The organism is Pedobacter cryoconitis (genome assembly GCF_003259615.1).
GTDB lineage: Bacteria > Bacteroidota > Bacteroidia > Sphingobacteriales > Sphingobacteriaceae > Pedobacter > Pedobacter cryoconitis.
Genome location: NZ_QLLR01000025.1, coordinates 59,448 through 78,623, shown reverse-complemented (window position 1 = coordinate 78,623; position 19,176 = coordinate 59,448). Strand labels below are relative to the sequence as shown.

General features: G+C 38.9%; 16 protein-coding genes. 7 read left to right on the top strand and 9 right to left on the bottom strand.

Features of this window, described 5'->3' with window-relative positions; all coding sequences use genetic code 11:
* The first annotated feature begins 103 nt into the window (after positions 1–103).
* The 5 genes from LY11_RS19830 to LY11_RS19810 all read left to right on the top strand — a co-directional run bounded on the left by LY11_RS19830 (position 104) and on the right by LY11_RS19810 (position 4,421).
* A complete protein-coding gene (locus LY11_RS19830; RefSeq protein WP_111635371.1) occupies positions 104–1,255 on the top strand; it encodes an acyltransferase family protein in 1,152 nt (383 codons plus the stop codon).
* A 78-nt stretch (positions 1,256–1,333) separates the two neighbouring features.
* Positions 1,334–1,651, top strand: a complete 318-nt coding sequence (locus tag LY11_RS26935; RefSeq protein WP_211321611.1) for a hypothetical protein — start codon at positions 1,334–1,336, stop codon at positions 1,649–1,651.
* On the top strand, positions 1,638–1,973 hold the full coding sequence (locus LY11_RS19820; protein WP_111635370.1) for a YnfA family protein: 336 nt from the start codon (positions 1,638–1,640) through the stop codon (positions 1,971–1,973). Before LY11_RS26935 ends, LY11_RS19820 begins: the two co-directional genes overlap by 14 nt.
* A gap of 229 nt (positions 1,974–2,202) precedes the next feature.
* The gene (locus tag LY11_RS19815; protein WP_111635369.1) at positions 2,203–3,942 is read left to right on the top strand and encodes a thiamine pyrophosphate-dependent enzyme; all 1,740 of its coding nucleotides are present in this window, start codon (positions 2,203–2,205) and stop codon (positions 3,940–3,942) included.
* A complete protein-coding gene (locus LY11_RS19810) occupies positions 3,942–4,421 on the top strand; it encodes an MEKHLA domain-containing protein (RefSeq protein ID WP_111635368.1) in 480 nt (159 codons plus the stop codon). Before LY11_RS19815 ends, LY11_RS19810 begins: the two co-directional genes overlap by 1 nt.
* 3 nt (positions 4,422–4,424) lie before the next feature.
* Here LY11_RS19810 and LY11_RS26930 read toward each other — a convergent pair whose 3' ends face one another.
* On the bottom strand, positions 4,425–5,372 hold the full coding sequence (locus tag LY11_RS26930) for a helix-turn-helix transcriptional regulator (RefSeq protein WP_211321610.1): 948 nt from the start codon (positions 5,370–5,372) through the stop codon (positions 4,425–4,427).
* 6 nt (positions 5,373–5,378) lie between these two features.
* Positions 5,379–5,951, bottom strand: coding sequence for a GNAT family N-acetyltransferase (locus LY11_RS19800; protein WP_111635367.1), 573 nt, complete (start codon positions 5,949–5,951; stop codon positions 5,379–5,381).
* A gap of 300 nt (positions 5,952–6,251) precedes the next feature.
* Between LY11_RS19800 and LY11_RS19795 the strand changes: the two genes are divergently transcribed.
* A complete protein-coding gene (locus LY11_RS19795) occupies positions 6,252–7,766 on the top strand; it encodes a sulfatase family protein (protein WP_111635366.1) in 1,515 nt (504 codons plus the stop codon).
* 21 nt (positions 7,767–7,787) lie between these two features.
* Here the strand turns inward: LY11_RS19795 and LY11_RS19790 are convergent, their stop codons facing one another.
* The 5 genes from LY11_RS19790 to LY11_RS19770 form a co-directional block, all read right to left on the bottom strand.
* Positions 7,788–8,183, bottom strand: coding sequence for a c-type cytochrome (locus tag LY11_RS19790; RefSeq protein WP_111635365.1), 396 nt, complete (start codon positions 8,181–8,183; stop codon positions 7,788–7,790).
* Between the two features lie 162 nt (positions 8,184–8,345).
* A complete protein-coding gene (locus LY11_RS19785; protein WP_111635364.1) occupies positions 8,346–9,236 on the bottom strand; it encodes a cation diffusion facilitator family transporter in 891 nt (296 codons plus the stop codon).
* Between the two features lie 19 nt (positions 9,237–9,255).
* Positions 9,256–10,452: an efflux RND transporter periplasmic adaptor subunit gene (locus tag LY11_RS19780; RefSeq protein WP_111635363.1), complete on the bottom strand. Its 1,197-nt coding sequence runs from the start codon at positions 10,450–10,452 to the stop codon at positions 9,256–9,258.
* Between the two features lie 20 nt (positions 10,453–10,472).
* Positions 10,473–14,846 (bottom strand): CusA/CzcA family heavy metal efflux RND transporter, encoded by a 4,374-nt coding sequence (locus LY11_RS19775; protein ID WP_111635362.1) that lies wholly within the window; start codon positions 14,844–14,846, stop codon positions 10,473–10,475.
* 137 nt (positions 14,847–14,983) lie between these two features.
* Positions 14,984–15,289, bottom strand: a complete 306-nt coding sequence (locus LY11_RS19770) for a DUF6660 family protein (RefSeq protein ID WP_111635361.1) — start codon at positions 15,287–15,289, stop codon at positions 14,984–14,986.
* 121 nt (positions 15,290–15,410) lie between these two features.
* Here LY11_RS19770 and LY11_RS19765 point away from each other — a divergent pair, with 121 nt between their 5' ends.
* On the top strand, positions 15,411–16,703 hold the full coding sequence (locus LY11_RS19765) for an NRAMP family divalent metal transporter (protein WP_111635360.1): 1,293 nt from the start codon (positions 15,411–15,413) through the stop codon (positions 16,701–16,703).
* A 91-nt stretch (positions 16,704–16,794) separates the two neighbouring features.
* Here LY11_RS19765 and LY11_RS19760 read toward each other — a convergent pair whose 3' ends face one another.
* A complete protein-coding gene (locus LY11_RS19760) occupies positions 16,795–18,309 on the bottom strand; it encodes a TPM domain-containing protein (protein WP_111635359.1) in 1,515 nt (504 codons plus the stop codon).
* 9 nt (positions 18,310–18,318) lie between these two features.
* Positions 18,319–19,092, bottom strand: coding sequence for a hypothetical protein (locus tag LY11_RS19755; protein WP_111635358.1), 774 nt, complete (start codon positions 19,090–19,092; stop codon positions 18,319–18,321).
* Positions 19,093–19,176: the final 84 nt, after the last annotated feature.

The window sequence follows — 19,176 nt, the reverse complement described above, 5'->3', positions numbered from 1 at the left end:
GATCACCTGGCGGCACTCCTTTTATTCTGTAAGAAAAATACCGTAACTTTTAAAATCTCCTGAATAATGAAGAAGAAAAAATATAACCAGCTATAAACCCAGTATGAGTCAAACCGCTACAATTACAGATCATAAAGTTGAGTATCTTTCTTCATTAACAGCCTTACGCGGGATAGCTGCATTGCTGGTCGCAGTATTTCATTTTGAAATGGCTGTTGCCAGGTTCGTTCCTGCTGCACAAACGATGTTTTTCGAGAAATGCTATTTGATGGTAGATCTCTTTTTTATAATGAGTGGCTTTATCATGATACATGTGTACAGCAGCCATTTTAAAAATAACATACAGGCAAAAACCTTAAAAAACTTTCTTGTTGCCCGGTTTGCAAGAATCTATCCGTTGCATTTGTTTTCGCTGCTGCTGCTTGTTGTCCTTGTACGCTGGATTACTGATTGGGGCAACCCTCCTATTCTCTTTGAACAGCCAGCTGATATTCTACCGAATATTTTCTTACTCCATTCTTTTGGCTTTACGAAGATCTATAATTGGAATATCCCTTCCTGGAGCATCAGTGCTGAATGGGCTGCTTACCTCCTTTTTCCAATCATTGCGTTATGTATTCATAAGAAAAAGACTATTTCTGTTATACTTTTAATCTTGCTGATTGTATTTGCATACTATTCCATCATGTATTTACTTCCCCGCAAAAACCCTATAAATCCTGCTATACCAGTCCCTCATAACTTAAATACCACGTTTGATTATGGATATATCCGGGGAATAGCTGGATTTACAGCAGGTATCCTGGTCTACTTGCTTTACGAGTTACGCGCCTTCAGAAAAGTTTTTTCCCACGATATAGTATCTCTGCTGATAATTTTGGCGATCACTGTTTCCATGCACTTCTCTCTAAATGATGGATTAACAGTTTTTCTGTTTGCTATGCTTGTACTCAGCTTTACGGCTAATAATGGCAGGATAGCTAAACTTTGTAACCAGAAAATCCTGCAATTCCTGGGAGACATTTCTTATTCTGTTTATCTCATGCAGATCTTTCTGCAAGAACCGTTTTCACATGGTATTTATTTGCCAGGGATTACAGGAATAGGTAGAGGTAAACAGAATATTGACTTTTTAAGTGGAGTTTTATATTGTATAACCTATCTGATTCTCCTTATTATGATCTCTTATATTACTTATCAATGGGTAGAACGTCCGAGCCGGAGATTCATCAATCGTATTTGGGGAAATAAATAGCCTTCCTTTGCCCAACGTTTCCTCCCCGGCCTGCGTATTTACTATATAACCATTTAAATGAATGGCCCTGTAATAAATATGAAAGCCTTAATCAAAACATTAAAAAAGACCTTCCCTATTGATAAATTTTTCTTTCACAGATCCTATTCGCAAGAAGGGGAAGATATGATCTACAGGTCATGTTTTGAAAATCGTAAGCATTACAAAGGATTTTATATTGATGTAGGCGCTCACCATCCTTATCGTTTTTCAAACACTGTTCATTTTTATCAGAATGGCTGGCGTGGAATAAATATAGAGGCATTAATCTTTATCCACACGAATTTCACAGGAGTAACGATTTTATTTACTTTTGGATTTATTGAACAGCTGATACTATCCTATGGACATTCTTAAATCGTTATCAATTTTTATACTTGCAGGGCTTTTCGAAATCGGTGGCGGTTACTTAATCTGGCAATGGCTGAAAGAAGAAAAACCTCTTTGGTATGGTCTGGTCGGTGCTTTAATATTAGCTGCTTATGGCGTAGTAGCAACCTGGCAAACAGCTAATTTCGGCAGGGTCTATGCTACTTATGGTGGCGTTTTTATCGTACTTGCATTACTTTGGGCATGGAAAGTAGATGGATTCAAACCTGATAAGTGGGATATTATCGGAGCCTCAATCGCACTCATTGGTGCATGTATTATTATTTATATGCCAAGAACCGTCAATTAACAATATCCGTCCCTCCATTTACTTGTAATCCAAAATTAGGCAAAAACATTGAAGAGTGTGATTAACTGCTGCCATAAAGATTAATGAACATTTTTTTCTTGTTCACACAAGATTTTGAACAAAACAAGCATCAAATACTCGCATTATAATATATATTTTTACTAAAATAAAAAAACATTACACGATATATTAATCATTAGTAATGTAAATTATTCTAATAAAAAATATTATGACGTATAATTCCATCCTCCACCCACAAAAAAAATTAGATAGCTATCAATTTATAATAGATACACTTACTCAATGGAAAATAACGCTATACACTGGGGTAACTGGCGGTGGCGTTATTCATTTCCTTAAATACATAAACCCAATTAGTGAAATTTCTTCAGACCAGCCCGCGTTCTTAACAATTGCGGAATATAGTGCTGGATTTATCCCATTAGGCTATTACCTGGGGAACGGAAGAATAGCGGCGGCAGTTGCTACAACGGGTGCTGCAACCAAATTGATTTGTTGTGGATTAAGTGATGCTAAATTACATGATATACCGGCTGTATATATTGTACCTGTTTCAGGTAAAAGTACTTCAGGCTATTCTCCTTTACAAGACACCTCTGAATATGGCAGCAATATATTAATTCAATTACAGGCTGAATTACCGGATTCTGTTTTCATACTCAATAGCAAAACTACGCTTGAAGAAAAACTTTCCCTGGCAAAAATTCAGTTGGACCGTTCAAAACCAATTATGCTTGTACTAGATAACGAAGGATTAAATGCTCTTGAATATAAAATGCCACCAGTTGCGGCCCCACCTCAGTCACAAATCAGTGAAGTTTTCCATATTAATATTTTCATAGACAACTTCAGGAAGGAGATTAATGGCAAACGTCTGGTAATTTTTGTCGGGGAGGAAATGGCACGTTACCCTGCTGCAAAACAATTAACGAATGAACTTTGTACCCAATTACAATCTGCCGTTATATGGAGTATCAACGGAGCAAATGCGATCAGCCGCAAAAATCCATATGGTTATGGTTATTTTTCTTTTGGTGGTAATGATAAAACTATATCCTTATATAATTCTCTGGGAATAAATGATGTCCTGTTGATTCTGGGGGCCTGTCCGGATGAGTATACTGTTAATTTCAAGAAATTTTCAGCTTCCAGTACGTTTTATATTGGTAATATCCCCGAAGCATATGGACTGGTTGAAAATAGCTTGCAACATGTGGTTACTGGCAAATATCATCAATTGAGTGCTCCAATAGACCTAGTGATCAAACAGTTAATCGAATTTGCTAAAAAACAATTATTTTCAAATGTTCCGATGCCAGTTGCCCCTGATTATTTAAATGATCATCCTTTCGCCCCTGCCCGAAAAAACTATGTAAATATGGCCACCCTGTATCAACGTCTTGACCACTGGTGGCCCGCAGATTCTATTGGGATTGACGATGTATGTTTAGCCTATAAAGATCGTCAATACGTTATCCAGCGCCCAAATGATAATATCCGGTTTTTCTCACTCTACCGGGGTTCAGCAATGGGGGGAGCTTTTGGTGTTGCAGTCGGCGCAAAGTTATCCAATCTTGATAATTCAGTGTTTTTGTTCACAGGTGATGGCTGTTTCCGTTTATTCTCAGGCTCGTTAGGAGAAGCTTGTAATCTAGGTTTAGTTATATTTTTGCTTAACAATGAAACACTGGGAATTGTTGATCAAGGATTAGCAAAGATATTACCTGATATTCCGGCAACACATTATCACACCCGGTTAAACGCTATTGACTATTGTGGAATTGCAAAAGCAAGTGGCTGGGATACAGAACGATTAAATTCAGATCTTAGTAATCTTGATGGAATACTAAGCAGAATAAATAATAAAATGCCGCGTTCTCTATTGATCGAAGTTCCGGTTGACTCTCATCAATCATTAGGTAATAACCCTCGTCTAAAAAACTTGTAATGTCTTGTGAACAAAACCTCAGTTTAGTAGAACAAATAAATGATAGTTTTCGTGAATTTTCAGGAGAGGACCTTTACGCTCCCCCTATTCTTCAAACACCATACAAATGGTTGCACGAAGAAGCTCCTTATAGCATATTGGCACACAATATATCAGAAGATCCGCATTTTATCTACGCGAATAAGTATGCGCTGTCCTGTTTTAAATATAAGCCAGTTGAAATACTGTCCCTTCCTTCCAGATTAAGTGCTACAGATCTGGACAGGCCAGAACGTGAGCGCTTATTAAAATTAGTTACGCGTGATGGAATTGCTTACAATTATACAGGGCCACGAGTAGATAAATATGGAAAAAGCTTTACCATATATGATGGTGTGGTATGGCAACTACGGAATAGACAAGGAAAAATTTGGGGCCAAGCTGCACTTTTTTGGACAGCTCAGCATGAACGTCCGGAATGGTATCCCAGGAAAACATAGCCTTTACTCTTTCAATGCTTTAATCAACATTGTTTTGTTCTCTACTGCAGTCTTAAGAAAAATGTTCTGAACATGTTTGGCAACTGTTCTTTCAGATATAAATAGCTTTTCGGCAATATCTTTATACTTTATACCTTCAGCTATTAATTTCGCGATCTCTATTTCCCTGGTTGTCAGATTATAGAAATTACATTTTTCGATAAAAACAGCAGCAATATCCTTTTTAGCCGCAGTATTAATACTTTCAATTTCACGTCTCATTTCCGCCAGTCTGTCCTGTTCAGATTTTGATTGTCTAACGAACTGCCTCATGAGGATCATATTAACGGCTAAGAATCCAATATTGCATCCAAATGTAATTATCCACTTGTCTATTCCCAGCCATGCACCAAAAATCGGGGTTATACTGACTGGAAATACCGCAAAGAAAATACATAACCTCTCTACCAGCTGCGCTTCATTTTGCTGGAGATTATACTTTTTATATATTCCCTTTAAAGCAGCAGAAAACAGTGTAATAGCATAAAGTACAGGAATAATGTAGACATACTTCCTGGTGAAGGAAATATCATTGTTGATCGGATATAAAATCCCGTAAAAGACAATCAGCGGGATGATAATAAAAAGGAAACCATATCTTCCATGAAACCTCAGAGACTTTAGTCCCATCGTTTTATAAAAATAAAAAGGACAGTAAGCACAAAAAATGTAGCCAAAGGCATAACCTAAGAAATTCTGCCATTTCTCAGGCACAAAAGTTATCCTTTGATCAGGGAAAAAACCTTCGAAGATATTGTATAGTATCAAAAGAAGAACAAGATATAAATGATAAAGCCGCTTTTGCTCATGCTTTCTTGTCAGATACCCTATCCACTGCTGGAATAATAATGCGACTTCAATAATGATTATAAAAAATATAATCAGGGGCATATTTGTATTAAATAGTGTCATCCCCGTTTAATTAAATTCGCGTTTCATACAAAATACAGGGAATCCAAAATCCAATTCATTGTAGATCTTAAATCCAGCTTTTTTATAAAGTTCAATGTTTTTCTCCAAATAGGTTTCCAGGTAAACAGGACGTTTTAATACCTCACTATCGGCGACCAGCTCTTCCAATAACTTACGCCCGATTCCCTGCTGCTGAAAATCAGGGTTAACGCCAATGAAAAGGAGGTAATAAAAAGCAGAATCAGGATGCACCGCTCTGATTTTAGCTTCTCTGCTAAACCCAAGCTTCACACTTTTAAGCCCCAGGACAAACAGAAGCCCTATATCCATCAAAACAGACCTGAAAGTCACCTTCTTCTGATCCGGAAACGAGATCACAGCACAAGCATTTTTATCCTCAGAAAGATAAACTGAACCATATCTTGAACAAGTATCAAAATAGTATTCAAAAACTTTTCTGATTCTGTTTACACGGTGTTTATCTTGTTTAATAATAGAGTTGAAACTCCTGTTTTCATTAAAAGATTTTGTAAGTATATCAACAACTATAGTCTTATCTTTTGATTCTGCTTTTAACACTTTATTAAGTTTCCTCTGTAGGTTAATAATTTAGACCGCTTTTTTACCATATCAACACCAAAGGGCAAGCCCGCAAAGGAGCAAAAATGTTGCTTACGAATATACATATTTAATACTATTACATGTCCAAACATACAACTTAACAATATAATTACATACGTGATTATTATCAAAATTAACCCGCATAAATAGTATCCAAAATTATAACAACAGTTAATTACGCAAACGTTTGCACAGAATTATAATTATATTTTCTTATTGAATTAATTAAATTGATGATTATATCATATAAATGATAACATGAAAACATATTATTTAAGTGTTCTGATTACTTTGGCCTGTTGCATCACGCTTCATGCCCAGCAAAAACGCCCGAATGTAATTGTAATTTACGCAGATGATCTCGGCTATGGAGACGTAAGTTGTTATGGCGCGAAAAGAATAAAAACCCCTCATATAGACCAGCTGGCTAACCGCGGAATCAAATTTACCAATGCCCACGCCACAAGCGCAACCTGTACACCCTCCCGCTTTTCTATATTGACCGGAGTTTATGCCTGGCGTAAAAAAGGAACCGGTATTGCCCCAGGTAATGCAGCTTTATTAATTGATACTGCGCAGCTCACTATGGCAAAAATATTTAAACAAACCGGGTATACTACTGCCGCTATCGGTAAGTGGCATCTTGGCTTAGGCGGTCAGGGCGGCCCTGACTGGAATGGAGAAATCAAACCAGGACCACAAGAACTTGGTTTTGATAAATCTTATATCATACCTGCAACACTCGATAGAGTTCCATGCGTAATTATCGCCGGTCACCGTGTTGAAAATTTAGATCCAAAAGATCCGGTTAATGTAGATTATCATCAAAAAACAGGTGAATGGCCCACAGGAAAAGGACATCCAGAACTATTAACCATGAAATCATCAAATGGCCACGACCAGACGATCATTAATGGAATTGGCCGTATCGGTTATATGACCGGAGGTAAAACAGCAATCTGGGACGATTACACACTGACGGAAAAGCTTACGGCCCAGGCAGAAAGTTTTATTACCGCAAATCAGGCCAATCCTTTTTTCCTTTACTTCGCCTCACCGAATATTCATGTGTCCAGAACCCCGGGTAAGTTATTTGCTGGCAAAAGCGGAATGGGGCCACGTGGGGATGTTATTTTAGAATTCGACTGGAGTGTAGGCCGTTTGATCAAAACATTAGATAGCCTGGGGCTCACCAAGAATACGATGATCTTATTAAGCAGCGATAACGGCCCTGTTGTTGACGATGGTTATCAAGATGAAGCAGAAGCCCTGATAGGTGAACATCAACCCGCAGGCCCGTTAAGAGGAGGTAAATACAGTGCTTTTGATGGTGGAACCCGTGTGCCTTTTATCGTAAGCTGGCCAGCAGCGGTAAAAAGCGGCACAAGCGATGCACTGATCAGCCAGGTAGATTTAGTCAGGTCTTTTGCAAGCCTTTTGAATCAAAAACTTAATGCAGACCAGGCTTATAATAGTTTTGATATGATCAATCAGCTTTTAGGAAAATCAAGAAAAAGCCGCCCATATTTAATAGAAGATGCCAATGGACTGGGAATAATTGCAGATAACTGGAAATATATAGCGCCAAACGATGCTGCAGCATATGATTATACGACCAAAACAGAATTAGGCAACAGCAAAGAACCTCAATTATATAACTTATCGTCAGATATAGCAGAACGCAAGAATCTTGCATCCCAATATCCTGATAAAGTTAAACAGTTATCAAAAAAATTACAGCAGGTAAAAGATGAACATGGTTATCATTTGTAACCAGTTCAGTCTTATACTGCGTTATTTTTCATCAGGATGTGCCTGTCCACGGTGGCAGGTAATACAGTTTACAGCAAGAACTGCTTTGGGATTATAGACATCTTTAATATGAAAATCCTTCTTATTGATACGGTAGGTCATTTTCATCATCGACCTGGCAATTTCCTTTTCTGGTTTTGCATCACTCGCGAAGTCCAGATGTTTAGGATCATCTGCGCTTGCTGCATGGCAAAAATTACATTTGACACCCAATGCTGCCTTAAATCCATCCATAACCTTATCCAGCTCTTCATTACTGATATTCTTGGGAAGAACTTTAAGATTACTGGCTCTCTTCTCTTCCCTGGGCATAAACCCGCTCAACATAATAACAGTACCCAATACTACAGATAGCGTAACGATTGTTTTATATCTCATGGCTTTCGAATTACTTATACCTAAGATAAAAAAGATTCTGACTTTCCATAAGATGTATCTAACTCTTTACCGCTATTTAGAAAGATTCAAACTCCGCCAGTAAAAATTTAAGCCCTTCATCTATAAGATAATGGGCTTAAATTTCACAAATCAAATTATCTCTTAAAGATGAGTCTGCTCCTCTTTAAAACCAGGTTCTTCCAATTGAAGTGTAGTATGAGTTATCTTAAAATTCTCCGTTATATGTTTCTGAAGCGCCGATAAAACCTGCTGACCTTCAGCTCCCTCTTTTAAAACAATATGCGCAGTCATGGCATTTACACCAGACGTTAAAACCCATACATGCAGATCATGAATACCTCCCACATCTTCTACCTGGAGAATAGTGCTGCGCAGTTCGGCCATATTTACGTCCTTAGGTATTCCTTCCAATAAAATACTTATGGATTCTTTAAGCAGAATCCAGGTTCTTGGTAAAATGAAAAGACCAATTCCAGCCGATAACAATGGATCTGCGTAATACCATCCTGTAGCCAGCATAATGATACCCGCAGCAATAACTCCGATGGAGGTCAGCATATCAGAAAGTACCTCAAAATAGGCACCTTTCATATTCAGACTTTCACTTGAACTTTTTCTTAAGATCAGCATCCCTGCAATATTTACAACAAGACCTACTGCAGCCACAGCAATCATTACCTTGCTCTCTACTTTTGGAGGATCGAGAAAACGCAGGTAAGCCTCATAGAGTATATAAAGAGATATACCGATTAAAACCACTGCATTTGCCAGTGCAGCTAATATTTCAGCTCTGTAATAACCATAAGTACGTTCTGCGGTCGCCTTTCGTTCTGCATAATTTATTGCAATCAGCGCTAATGCCAAACCACCAACATCGGTCAGCATATGTCCGGCATCCGCAAGCAAAGCCAGACTTTTGGTCATAATACCACCAATTACTTCTATAATGAGATACAAAAGCGTAAACCCCAGTACAATTTTTAAACGGCCCTTATTTTTACTGGCCTGCGAAATCGTTCCTTCACGTTCCATATTAATTATTTAATAAGATTTATTCCTCTTCACTGTTTTTCATCTTTGATATTAAATCATAAGCTCCTTTAGTCACCACTTTTGCAGTAGTCAGATCGAAGCTTTCGGGCAGTTCGACTTCAATATAACCGGCAGCTGCCGATCCGGTAGTTATCTCTAAAAGCTGAAAATGATAGTTAACTTCAGCCTTTTCTCCTTTACGCTGCCCAGTCTCTATAAAAATATATTTCTTTCCGGCAAAATCAGCTATAGCAGCTTCAGGCAGAGCATTCACCTCTTCCGTTCCGGTTTCGATCAACGCATTCAGATAGGCCCCTGGTATCAAATTTCTACTTTGCGTATTCGCTACACAATGAACGGTAACTGTCTTATCTTCATTAATTTCCCGGCCGACCAAAGTAACCGTTGCTACCCGCTCTTCAGCCTCATTTTGTAAGGAGAAACGAACTTTCTGTCCCTTTTTAATTAAATCTACGTCTTTTTGGAATACCTTCAGCTCCACATGTAAATTTGCACTGTTTACAATTTCAAACATCACATCATTGGGGCTTACAAACTTGCCCGAATTCACATTTACCTTCGTTACATAGCCATTTATAGGTGCATAAATATTAATGGTACTCCGGATATTAGCAGGTGTTAAAGTCGCCGAATTGATGTTAATCAGCATTAACCTTTGCCTTAAAGCGCTTTCTCTGGATAACATCGTTTGATATTGAGATTTCGCCTGCTGCAGCACCTTTTGCGCATTTATATTTTGTCTTGCCAATTCCTGCTGTCTTTTATATTCAGAATCTGCCAGTTCAAGCTGACTCTTATTTTCCAGATAATCCTGTTGCAGCTGCACATATTCCTGATTCTGCAGCACAGCGATAACCTGCCCCTTGTTTACTGTTGAACCTTGCAATAAAGGAGTTGACTTCACAATTCCACCCATTTGTGTTGTAATACTAATCAGGTTTTCTGGTGGTACATCTATCGTCCCGTTGACTTTTAAGACCCCGCTAATCGATTTTTTCTCTACCTTACCCAAGGTCACTCCACTTGTTTTATACTGTGCAGCACTTAATTCCACTGTGTTTGCATCATCTTTAGCCGGGGCTTCAGTAGCGGCGGCGGCATCTTCTGCCACTTTTTTATTCCCGCAGGAAGCAAGGAAAACCGCAGCAAAGGAAAGTATATAAATAGCCTGTTTGAATTCAATAATTGTTTTCATCCGTGTATATTGTTTTTAAATTATTTTAAATCAATTAGATACTGAAGCGTATAAACCGATTGATTGTATTGATTAATTGCCTGTAAATAGCTGAAACGTATATCGGAATAAGTCCTTAAAGCCTGTGAAAACTCCAGATAACCAATATCACCGCTTTGAAAAGCAATCTGTGACTGCTTGAGAATCAGGTTGACGTTTGGCAAAGCGTTTTTTTCATAATAATCAACGCTATGTGAGTTCTTCAGCAAATCTTGTTCAGCTTGTTTATATTGGGTTTGCAAATTAGTTTGAAATAAACTTAATTCAGTCTGTGCGATCTGTTTCTCTATTTTGGCCGCTTTAATCCTGCCAGCAAATGGCTTATAAAACAGCGGAATGGAAATCCCTGCCTGTATTCCCTGAAAACGCTTACCAGCACTAAAGAGCTGATCTTGTCCATTGACGCTCTGACTGCCTATAATAGATTGATTAAAATAACCCACGGTAAAATCAGGGCCCGCCTTTGCACGCTCCAGCCTTAAAGATTTGTCTGCAATTTCTACCTGCTGCTGCTGTAAAGCTAACAAGGAAGTATTATTCAGACTATCAGGAACAACCTGATTCCAGCTCTCTTTCTTTAAATGATCACTACTCACTGCTATCAATTCCTTTGTATTCAGCAGCCTTTGTAATTCAGCACTATAAATTGATATATCAGCCATATTCTTTTCCGACTGATTCCGCACTTCATTCAATTGAGTTTCGGCTGTAGTACGTTCCAGCATATTTGTTTCCCCAGTCTGATAACGCAGAGAAGATGCTTTAAGAAAATTACTGAAAATAGAATCCTGACTCTTATACAGCTTTTGAAGCGCTTTAAAATAGCTCAGCTGTGCATAAGCGCTTTTCACCTGGCGGATGAGTTCATTTTGTGTCACCGAAAGGTTTAACTTGCTGCTGCGGACCTGCGCATCATATAAATTACGCTGGTTTTTAATCAATCCGGGAAATGGGATATTCTGCTGTACTGATATGTTATTATCTTTTTTGATACTATTGAACTGCCCGTACTGCAAATTCAGATTGGTCTTCCCTAAATCAAACGCAGTACCTTTGATAGCCTGCTGTTTACTAATTTGTAACTGAGAAGATTTAACCATCTGATTGTTAGTCAATGCGATTTCAACAGCTTGTTGTACAGTAATCACTCTGCCACCTGCCGGGCTTTGAGCCATCGATTCCGACGGCATAAAAAACAGGCCCATTAGCAAAATAACGGTTGCAATTTCTTTTTTACCTTTTTTAAAGTCTTCGAAATAAGTATATAACACGGGTAAAACGAGTAAAGTTAAAATTGTAGAAGTTAATAAGCCTCCGATCACTACAGTGGCCAGTGGCTTCTGTACTTCGGCACCTGCAGCAGTTGAAAGTGCCATCGGAAGGAAACCCAGTGAAGCTACCGTAGCAGTCATTAAAACAGGCCTTAATCTCAGAGCTGTACCTTTTAACACAATTTCCCTGAGATCACTTATTCCACTGGCCTTTAACCTGTTAAATTCAGTGATCAGCACGATCCCATTTAACACAGCCACACCAAATAAAGCAATAAAGCCAACCCCGGCAGAGATACTGAATGGCATTCCACGCAATAACAGCGCGAATATTCCACCAATTGCTGCCATCGGGATAGCAGAAAAAATCAAGACTGATTGTTTAACAGATCCAAAAGAAAAATACAGCAATAATAAAATCAACGACAGAGCTACCGGGACAGCAATTGACAAACGTTGCTTCGCCGCTTTAAGATTCTCAAACTGACCACCATAAGTAATATAATATCCGGGAGGTAATTTAATTTTCTCATTGATCTTTTGCTCAATCTCACCAACAACTGTGGCAATATCCTGACCACGAACATTTAATCCAACAATGATTCTGCGTTTAGTATCCTCTCTCTGAATCTGATTTGGCCCGATCTTGAATTCAACCGAAGCCAGTTGTATCAATGGAACTTTGGTCCCGTTAGGTGCTGAAATATAGATATTTTTAACATCATCTATTCCCTGCCTGTTCTGTTCAGATAAACGCACCACCATATCATACCGTCTTTCTCCTTCATAAACCAATCCAGCTGATTGTCCTGCAAAAGCAGAATTAATAGCCTGGTTAACAGTTTCAATATCTATCCCGTAACGTGCCAGCTGATCTCTGTTAATTTTCACTACAATCTGCGGAAGCCCTGTAGCCTGTTCCAGGTATAAATCTTTTGCCCCTTTAACAGTAGTCACTATCTTCCCTATTTTCTGAGAAATATCGGTTAGTGTTTCCAGGTCATCCCCGAATATTTTAATTCCTATATCTTGTCTAACCCCAGAAATCAACTCATTAGATCTCAACTGAATCGGTTGTGAAAAACCAAAAGTAACCCCGGTCACCTTATCGAGTGCTGCGGCCATTTGATCTGCTAATTCCTCTCTGGATTTTGTCGTTACCCAATCTTTTTTATCCTTCAGTATAATCGTTAAATCGGTAGCTTCCATCGGCATAGGGTCCGTTGGAATTTCAGCAGAACCTACTTTACCAACCACTTCTATCACTTCAGGGAATTCATTTAATAATATTTTGGAAGCCTGATTAACCTTGTCAATCGACTGACTCAGTGAACTTCCCGTCAATAAACGGGTTTCAACAGCAAAATCACCCTCTTCCAAAGTAGGGATAAACTCTCCTCCCATCCTGGTAAATAAGAAAATGCTGATGACCAGCAGAACTGCCGATGAAACAACAACAAGCATACGTTTACGCAAAGCACCCGTAATTAATGGCGTATAGTACTTTTGGAAGAAATCCATCATGCGGTCAGAAAAATTCTTTTTAACGACTGGCTTTTTACTCAGCAGCAAGGAGGACATCATCGGCACATAAGTCAATGACAATAAAAATGCGCCCAGAATAGCGAAGGAAACTGTCTGAGCCATCGGGCCGAACATTTTACCCTCAATCCCTACCAGTGCAAGAATTGGCAGATACACAATCAGAATAATGATCTGTCCAAAAGCCGCCGCACTCATCATCCGGGTAGCAGACTGTTCTACCTGCTGGTCCATTTCATCCTGCGTCATTTTTCGGGTCAGCTTACCCGCTCCCAAAAGGTGCATCGTGGCCTCTACAATAATTACTGCCCCATCGACAATCAAACCGAAGTCGATAGCTCCCAAACTCATTAGGTTACCAGAAACCCCAAATACATTCATCAGGGAAATCGCGAAAAGCATCGCTAACGGAATTACCGATGCGACTACGATACCCGCTCTGAAATTACCCAGGAATAAGACCAGTACAAAGATGACGATTAATGCTCCTTCAATCAGGTTCTTCGCAACCGTACCAATTGCCCGGTCTACCAAAGCGCTTCTATCTAAAAATGCTTCTACAACAATACCATTTGGAAGTGTTTTATTGATCCTTGCAATCTTTTCCTTGACCTGCTTTACTACATTATTGGCATTAGAACCCTTCAGCATCATGACAATTCCACCAACAGCCTCACCATGGCTTTTTGCCGTTGTTCTGGTTAAAGCACCATAACGAATAGCGTTGCCCAGTTGTACATTCGCAATATCACGGATTAAAACAGGAATGCCAGAGCTGGTATTTCTAACTACAATCTTATTAATATCTTCTATATTCCCAACTAATCCCTCACTACGTATAAAATAGGCATTGGGCTTTTTATCAATATATGCCCCTCCTGTATTTTGATTATTTCTTTCCAGTGCTTTAAATACATCACTGATACTTAAATTATAACTATTCAGTTTATTAGGATCGAGTGCAATTTCATATTGCTTCAATAATCCACCAAAGCTGTTCACTTCGGCAATTCCCGGAGTCCCTAAAAGCTGCCGTCTGACAATCCAATCCTGGATGCTTCTTAATTCCCTGGCATCGTAAGTCTTTTCAAAACCAGGTTTTGCGTGAATTACATATTGATAAATCTCACCCAGACCAGTAGAAATAGGTGAAATTTCGGGATTTCCGATGCCCTGAGGGATATTATTCTTCGCCTCAGAAAGCTTTTCGTTAACCTGTTGCCTTGCCCAGTAGATGTCTACATCATCATGGAAAACAATGGTCACCACAGACAAACCAAAGCGGGAAATAGAACGTACCTGCTCAATTTCGGGAATGGTTGACATGGTTTGTTCAACAGGAAAAGTAATTAAACGTTCTACTTCTTCTGAAGCAAGAGAAGGGCTTAAGGTGATAACCTGTACCTGATTATTGGTAATGTCCGGTACAGCATCGATGGGTAATTTTTTTAGTGAATATACCCCCCACGCAATCAGCGCCAGGGTAAACAGACCAATCACCAACTTATTGTGAATGGAAAATTTTATGATCTTACTTAGCATATCTTATTTATAATGAAATACCAGAGAATAGTTCCGAACGGAATTAGCTAATCCTTTGATAAAAGCATTGATGGAATTATTAAATAATAATAATGACCTATATCATGCCCGAAGCACGTATAGAAAAATGAAGATGGTTAAGAAATCAATTGTGGTGGCTGCCAGATCGGAAGATCGACAGTGATGAACTTCCCGGTTAAATGCGCAGTAAGCACAGGTAAATGGTCAGCAAAAGGAGTAGCAATTACTAAAGCATCTTTAATAACAGAAGCAGTAGCACAACAAGCACAATTACAAAAAGGGCTGCAATTATCATTGTTTCTTTCTGAATGATGCGCTTGTTCAATTTTGGTACTATCATTCAAAACAGACATAGCATCCCCGCATGGCACTAAATTAAGAGCCAGCACTAATACAATCCCTATGAATGATAATAATCTCATATAATTTGAGACGAAGGTAATAAACAAAACAACTAATCACTCAATTTAATACAACTATGCAATCCGATTGCAGGCTTCAGCATGCAATAAATAAGTATATTTATAAGATACATAACGCTATATGCTCACCCCTGAAACACCAAAACCACCTAAAAAGAAATTCTGGAAGTTTTTAACAGTACTGGGCCCCGGTTTAACGACTGGCGCTGCCGATGATGACCCATCAGGAATTGCGACCTATTCTCAAACAGGTGCACAATTTGGTTACGGGCAATTATGGACAGCACTTTATATGCTCCCATTTATGATCGCCGTACAAGAAGCTTGTGCCAGAATTGGAATGGTCAAAGGAAAAGGAATAGCTGCCGTGGTCAAGGAACATTATAGCCGTCCCGTACTTTATGCGGTGGTTGGGCTGGTTGTGGTAGCGAATACCATAAATATAGGTGCAGATATTGGGGCGATGGCTTCAGCTGCACAATTATTGATACCGGTGCACTTTGTTGTACTCACACTACTTTTCACCGTTATCATTTTGACGCTTGAAATTTTCACCAGTTATAAAGTTTACTCCAAAATACTTAAATGGCTTGCAATTTCCTTACTAGCCTATCCTATTACGGCGTTTATTATAGATCAGCCCTGGCCAACTGTTTTGAGAGCAACTATTATCCCGCACTTTGAGTTCAACTTCGCTTTTGTATTTATTATTACCGGTGTTCTTGGAACAACTATTTCACCTTATATGTTCTTTTGGCAAGCTTCACAAGAAGTAGAAGAAGAAAGCGGCAGACATCCTATCAAAAATGGAAGATTGATTAGCTGGCAACGTATTAGAAACATGCGTATTGATAACCTGACAGGTATGATCATTTCTGAATTTACCACCTGGTGCATTTTACTGGTAGGTGCGACCGTACTGCATGGAAGTGGTGTGAAGGATATTAATACCGCAGCAGATGCCGCCAGAGCTTTGGAGCCCTTAGTACATTCTTTTCCTAATTCAGGATTTTTGGCCAAGCTGATTTTTTCGATCGGTATTATTGGTTTGGGCCTGCTCGCTGTTCCGGTTCTTAGCGGATCGGCAGCTTATGCAGTGGCTGATGCTTTTGATTGGAAAGCAAGTTTAAATCTTAAATTGAAAGGCGCACACGGTTTTTATGGAGTGATAATCATTTCTACCCTGATCGGTTTGGCTATCAATTTTATAGGTATCGACCCTGTTAAAGCGCTTGTTTATGCAGCTGTATTAAATGGCGTAGCTGCTGTACCGCTACTATTTCTGATCGGCAAAATAGCCATGAGCAAAGAAATCATGGGTGATTACAAAAGTGGCTTATTATCTAATATTTTAGTCTGGATAACGTTTATTGCTATGGGAGCAGCTGCGGTTGCGATGTTTTATACTATTTAGATATATTTATCCTGTTGACTTAGTGCGATCTGTTACTCGGTCACAAGACAAGACGAAGACATTCAGTTGAAACAGGAGCTTTTTGTAAAGCTTACCAACTACCACCTGAACCACCCCCACCACTACTGCCGCCACCCCAGCTGCTGCTGCTGCTGCTTGAGGAAGAACTACTGCTGCTTCCCCCACTACTACCAGATCCAGAAGACCCCGAATCACTAGCTGTGCTTGACATTACAGGGATTACAATCATTTGTATCAATTCCTCATAACCACAATTTTCACAGGTACGGGCTTCCTTTCCCTCTCCCTCTTTACTGTAGGTTGGTTTGATAACGACAATTACTTTATGGTATTGGAATGTTCTGAAATTACATTGCGGACAAAGCTCAAAAGATTTAAATCGATTACCCTCGTAACTCCTGATTTTTTGCTCCTGCTGATCTTGGCTCAACCAAATATCGTAAGTATTTACTTCCAGTTTTTCTTCTGTAAGCTGTCCCGCACTTAAATATGGAGCACCCTTTTTGTTCTTATTCCGGTCAACCCTGATCATTTCCCTATTCTGCTTATCGAGAACCGTCTTAAAACGACCAGCAGATTTCTTTCTCCTCACTCCTTCAATAACTATCCCAAGCAAAATCAATGGAGAAGCAATAAGATACCACTTCGCCCTGTTATTTAGCAGTTCCACACTTTTCGTGAAGTTTAAATCGTCATTATTAGTCTTTCTGATTGCACTTAATGCGTTAAAATATCTGAAAAACAATAAAAATGAAAGAAAGCCGTAGATGACAATTGCTATTTCAAAAGCATCGCGATGCTTAAACCATGAAATCGCAGGCTCAAATCCCGTAATGATAATCAGGAGAAAAATTGACAATATTAATCCCAGGCAACCAATCCCGTTTACCTTATCATAACCGATCATCTGTTTCGCCTTCTCCCTGGAAACATGTGGTGTCACTTTTTTAATATCATTAAAAACTACAATGAACAGAAGTAATACCAGAGCGGATGGAATAATTGTCTTAAGCCATAAAAAACGACCCTTTTCCTGTTTCCCAAGTAATTGTTCAAGTTCTTTTTTATTAGCTGGCTGCGCCAGATAATCAGCAATAGTGTTTAATGCAAGCGATGTGCCTTCATTATATTTTTCTTCTTTAAAAGCCGGTACAAGGTAATGATCCCCAATTCTTTTCAGGGCAGCGTCAGGAAGAAGCCCTTCCAGGCCATAACCAGTAATAAAGCGATACTGTTTTCTGTCAACAGCAATAAAAAGTAATAAACCATTATTTGCATTGGCCTTGCCTATCCCCCATTTATTAAACAACTTCAATCCAAAGTCAAAAGGGTCATAATTTTTCTCAAAGTCACGTACAATTACAACCGCTATTTCTACTTTTGTTTTGTTTTCCAGACCAGCTATTAAGCGATTGAGTGAATCCACATCATTGCTGCTCAATACCATATCGGGATTACTCACATAGCTATTTCCGTCAGCTTTAGCATTTGGAACCTGATCTATAGTATACTCTTGCTGTGCATATGCAAATCCGGCTCCAAACAAACAGAAAAGCAACACGCAGACTATCTTTTTTAAACGCATCAAAACAGATTAAATCACCACAAATTCAGTTTTACCCGCCGGGATATAAAAAGACAAATCAAGCATGATTTCTTCTCCGGTTTTAGGATTAAATAAGGTAAGAGCCGGTTCTCCGCTTAATTTTTTATAAGCAGCTAACCTTCCTTGTCCAGATATTGTGATCAATACTGTAGGGTCCATAGGCATCACAGTGAATCCATCTTCTATATCTTTAACCAGCGAATTTAACCTTGCTTCGGAGTCTTCCTTACTTAGATACATGGAAGTAGCCATCGTTTTTTCACGGTTAGCAAGCTCCATTTTCAGCTTTTCGTACTCTTTATTTCTGATATGAGAGGCGATTCTGGAATACGCCCGCTTCAATTTTTCATCCAGATCATCAACATCAGTCAATAATGTTCCTTTTTGCCAGACATCAATTGTATACGGTACCTCCGCATTAAAAATCTGATCATGGCTCATAACCTTTAACTTCTTTGATGGGTCTACAGGAGGAAACGCATGCCCTTCGATAGTTGTCTTCAGCTCAAATCCGTATTTCATCTCATACACTTTGATCTTATAGCTGAATACCGCCTGCGGATTGAGAAACTCCTGGCCCGGCAATGCAAGTAATTTGACATTAAGCTTTTGTTCTCCTGTTTTAGCTATTCCTGAATTTAAGGGTATTAAAGTAGAAGCCTGGTTTTCAATCGCCAGAGATATTAGGTTTATTTCATTAATGTTAATTTCAAATTTACAGGCGATAGCCGTAAATTCTACTTGATAATATGGTTCAATCATTTATGTTTCTTTTTAAACGATGCTTTAATGATATTGTCATCTTTCAGATAATTAGTCCATAATGCAATTTAACAAGATTATTAT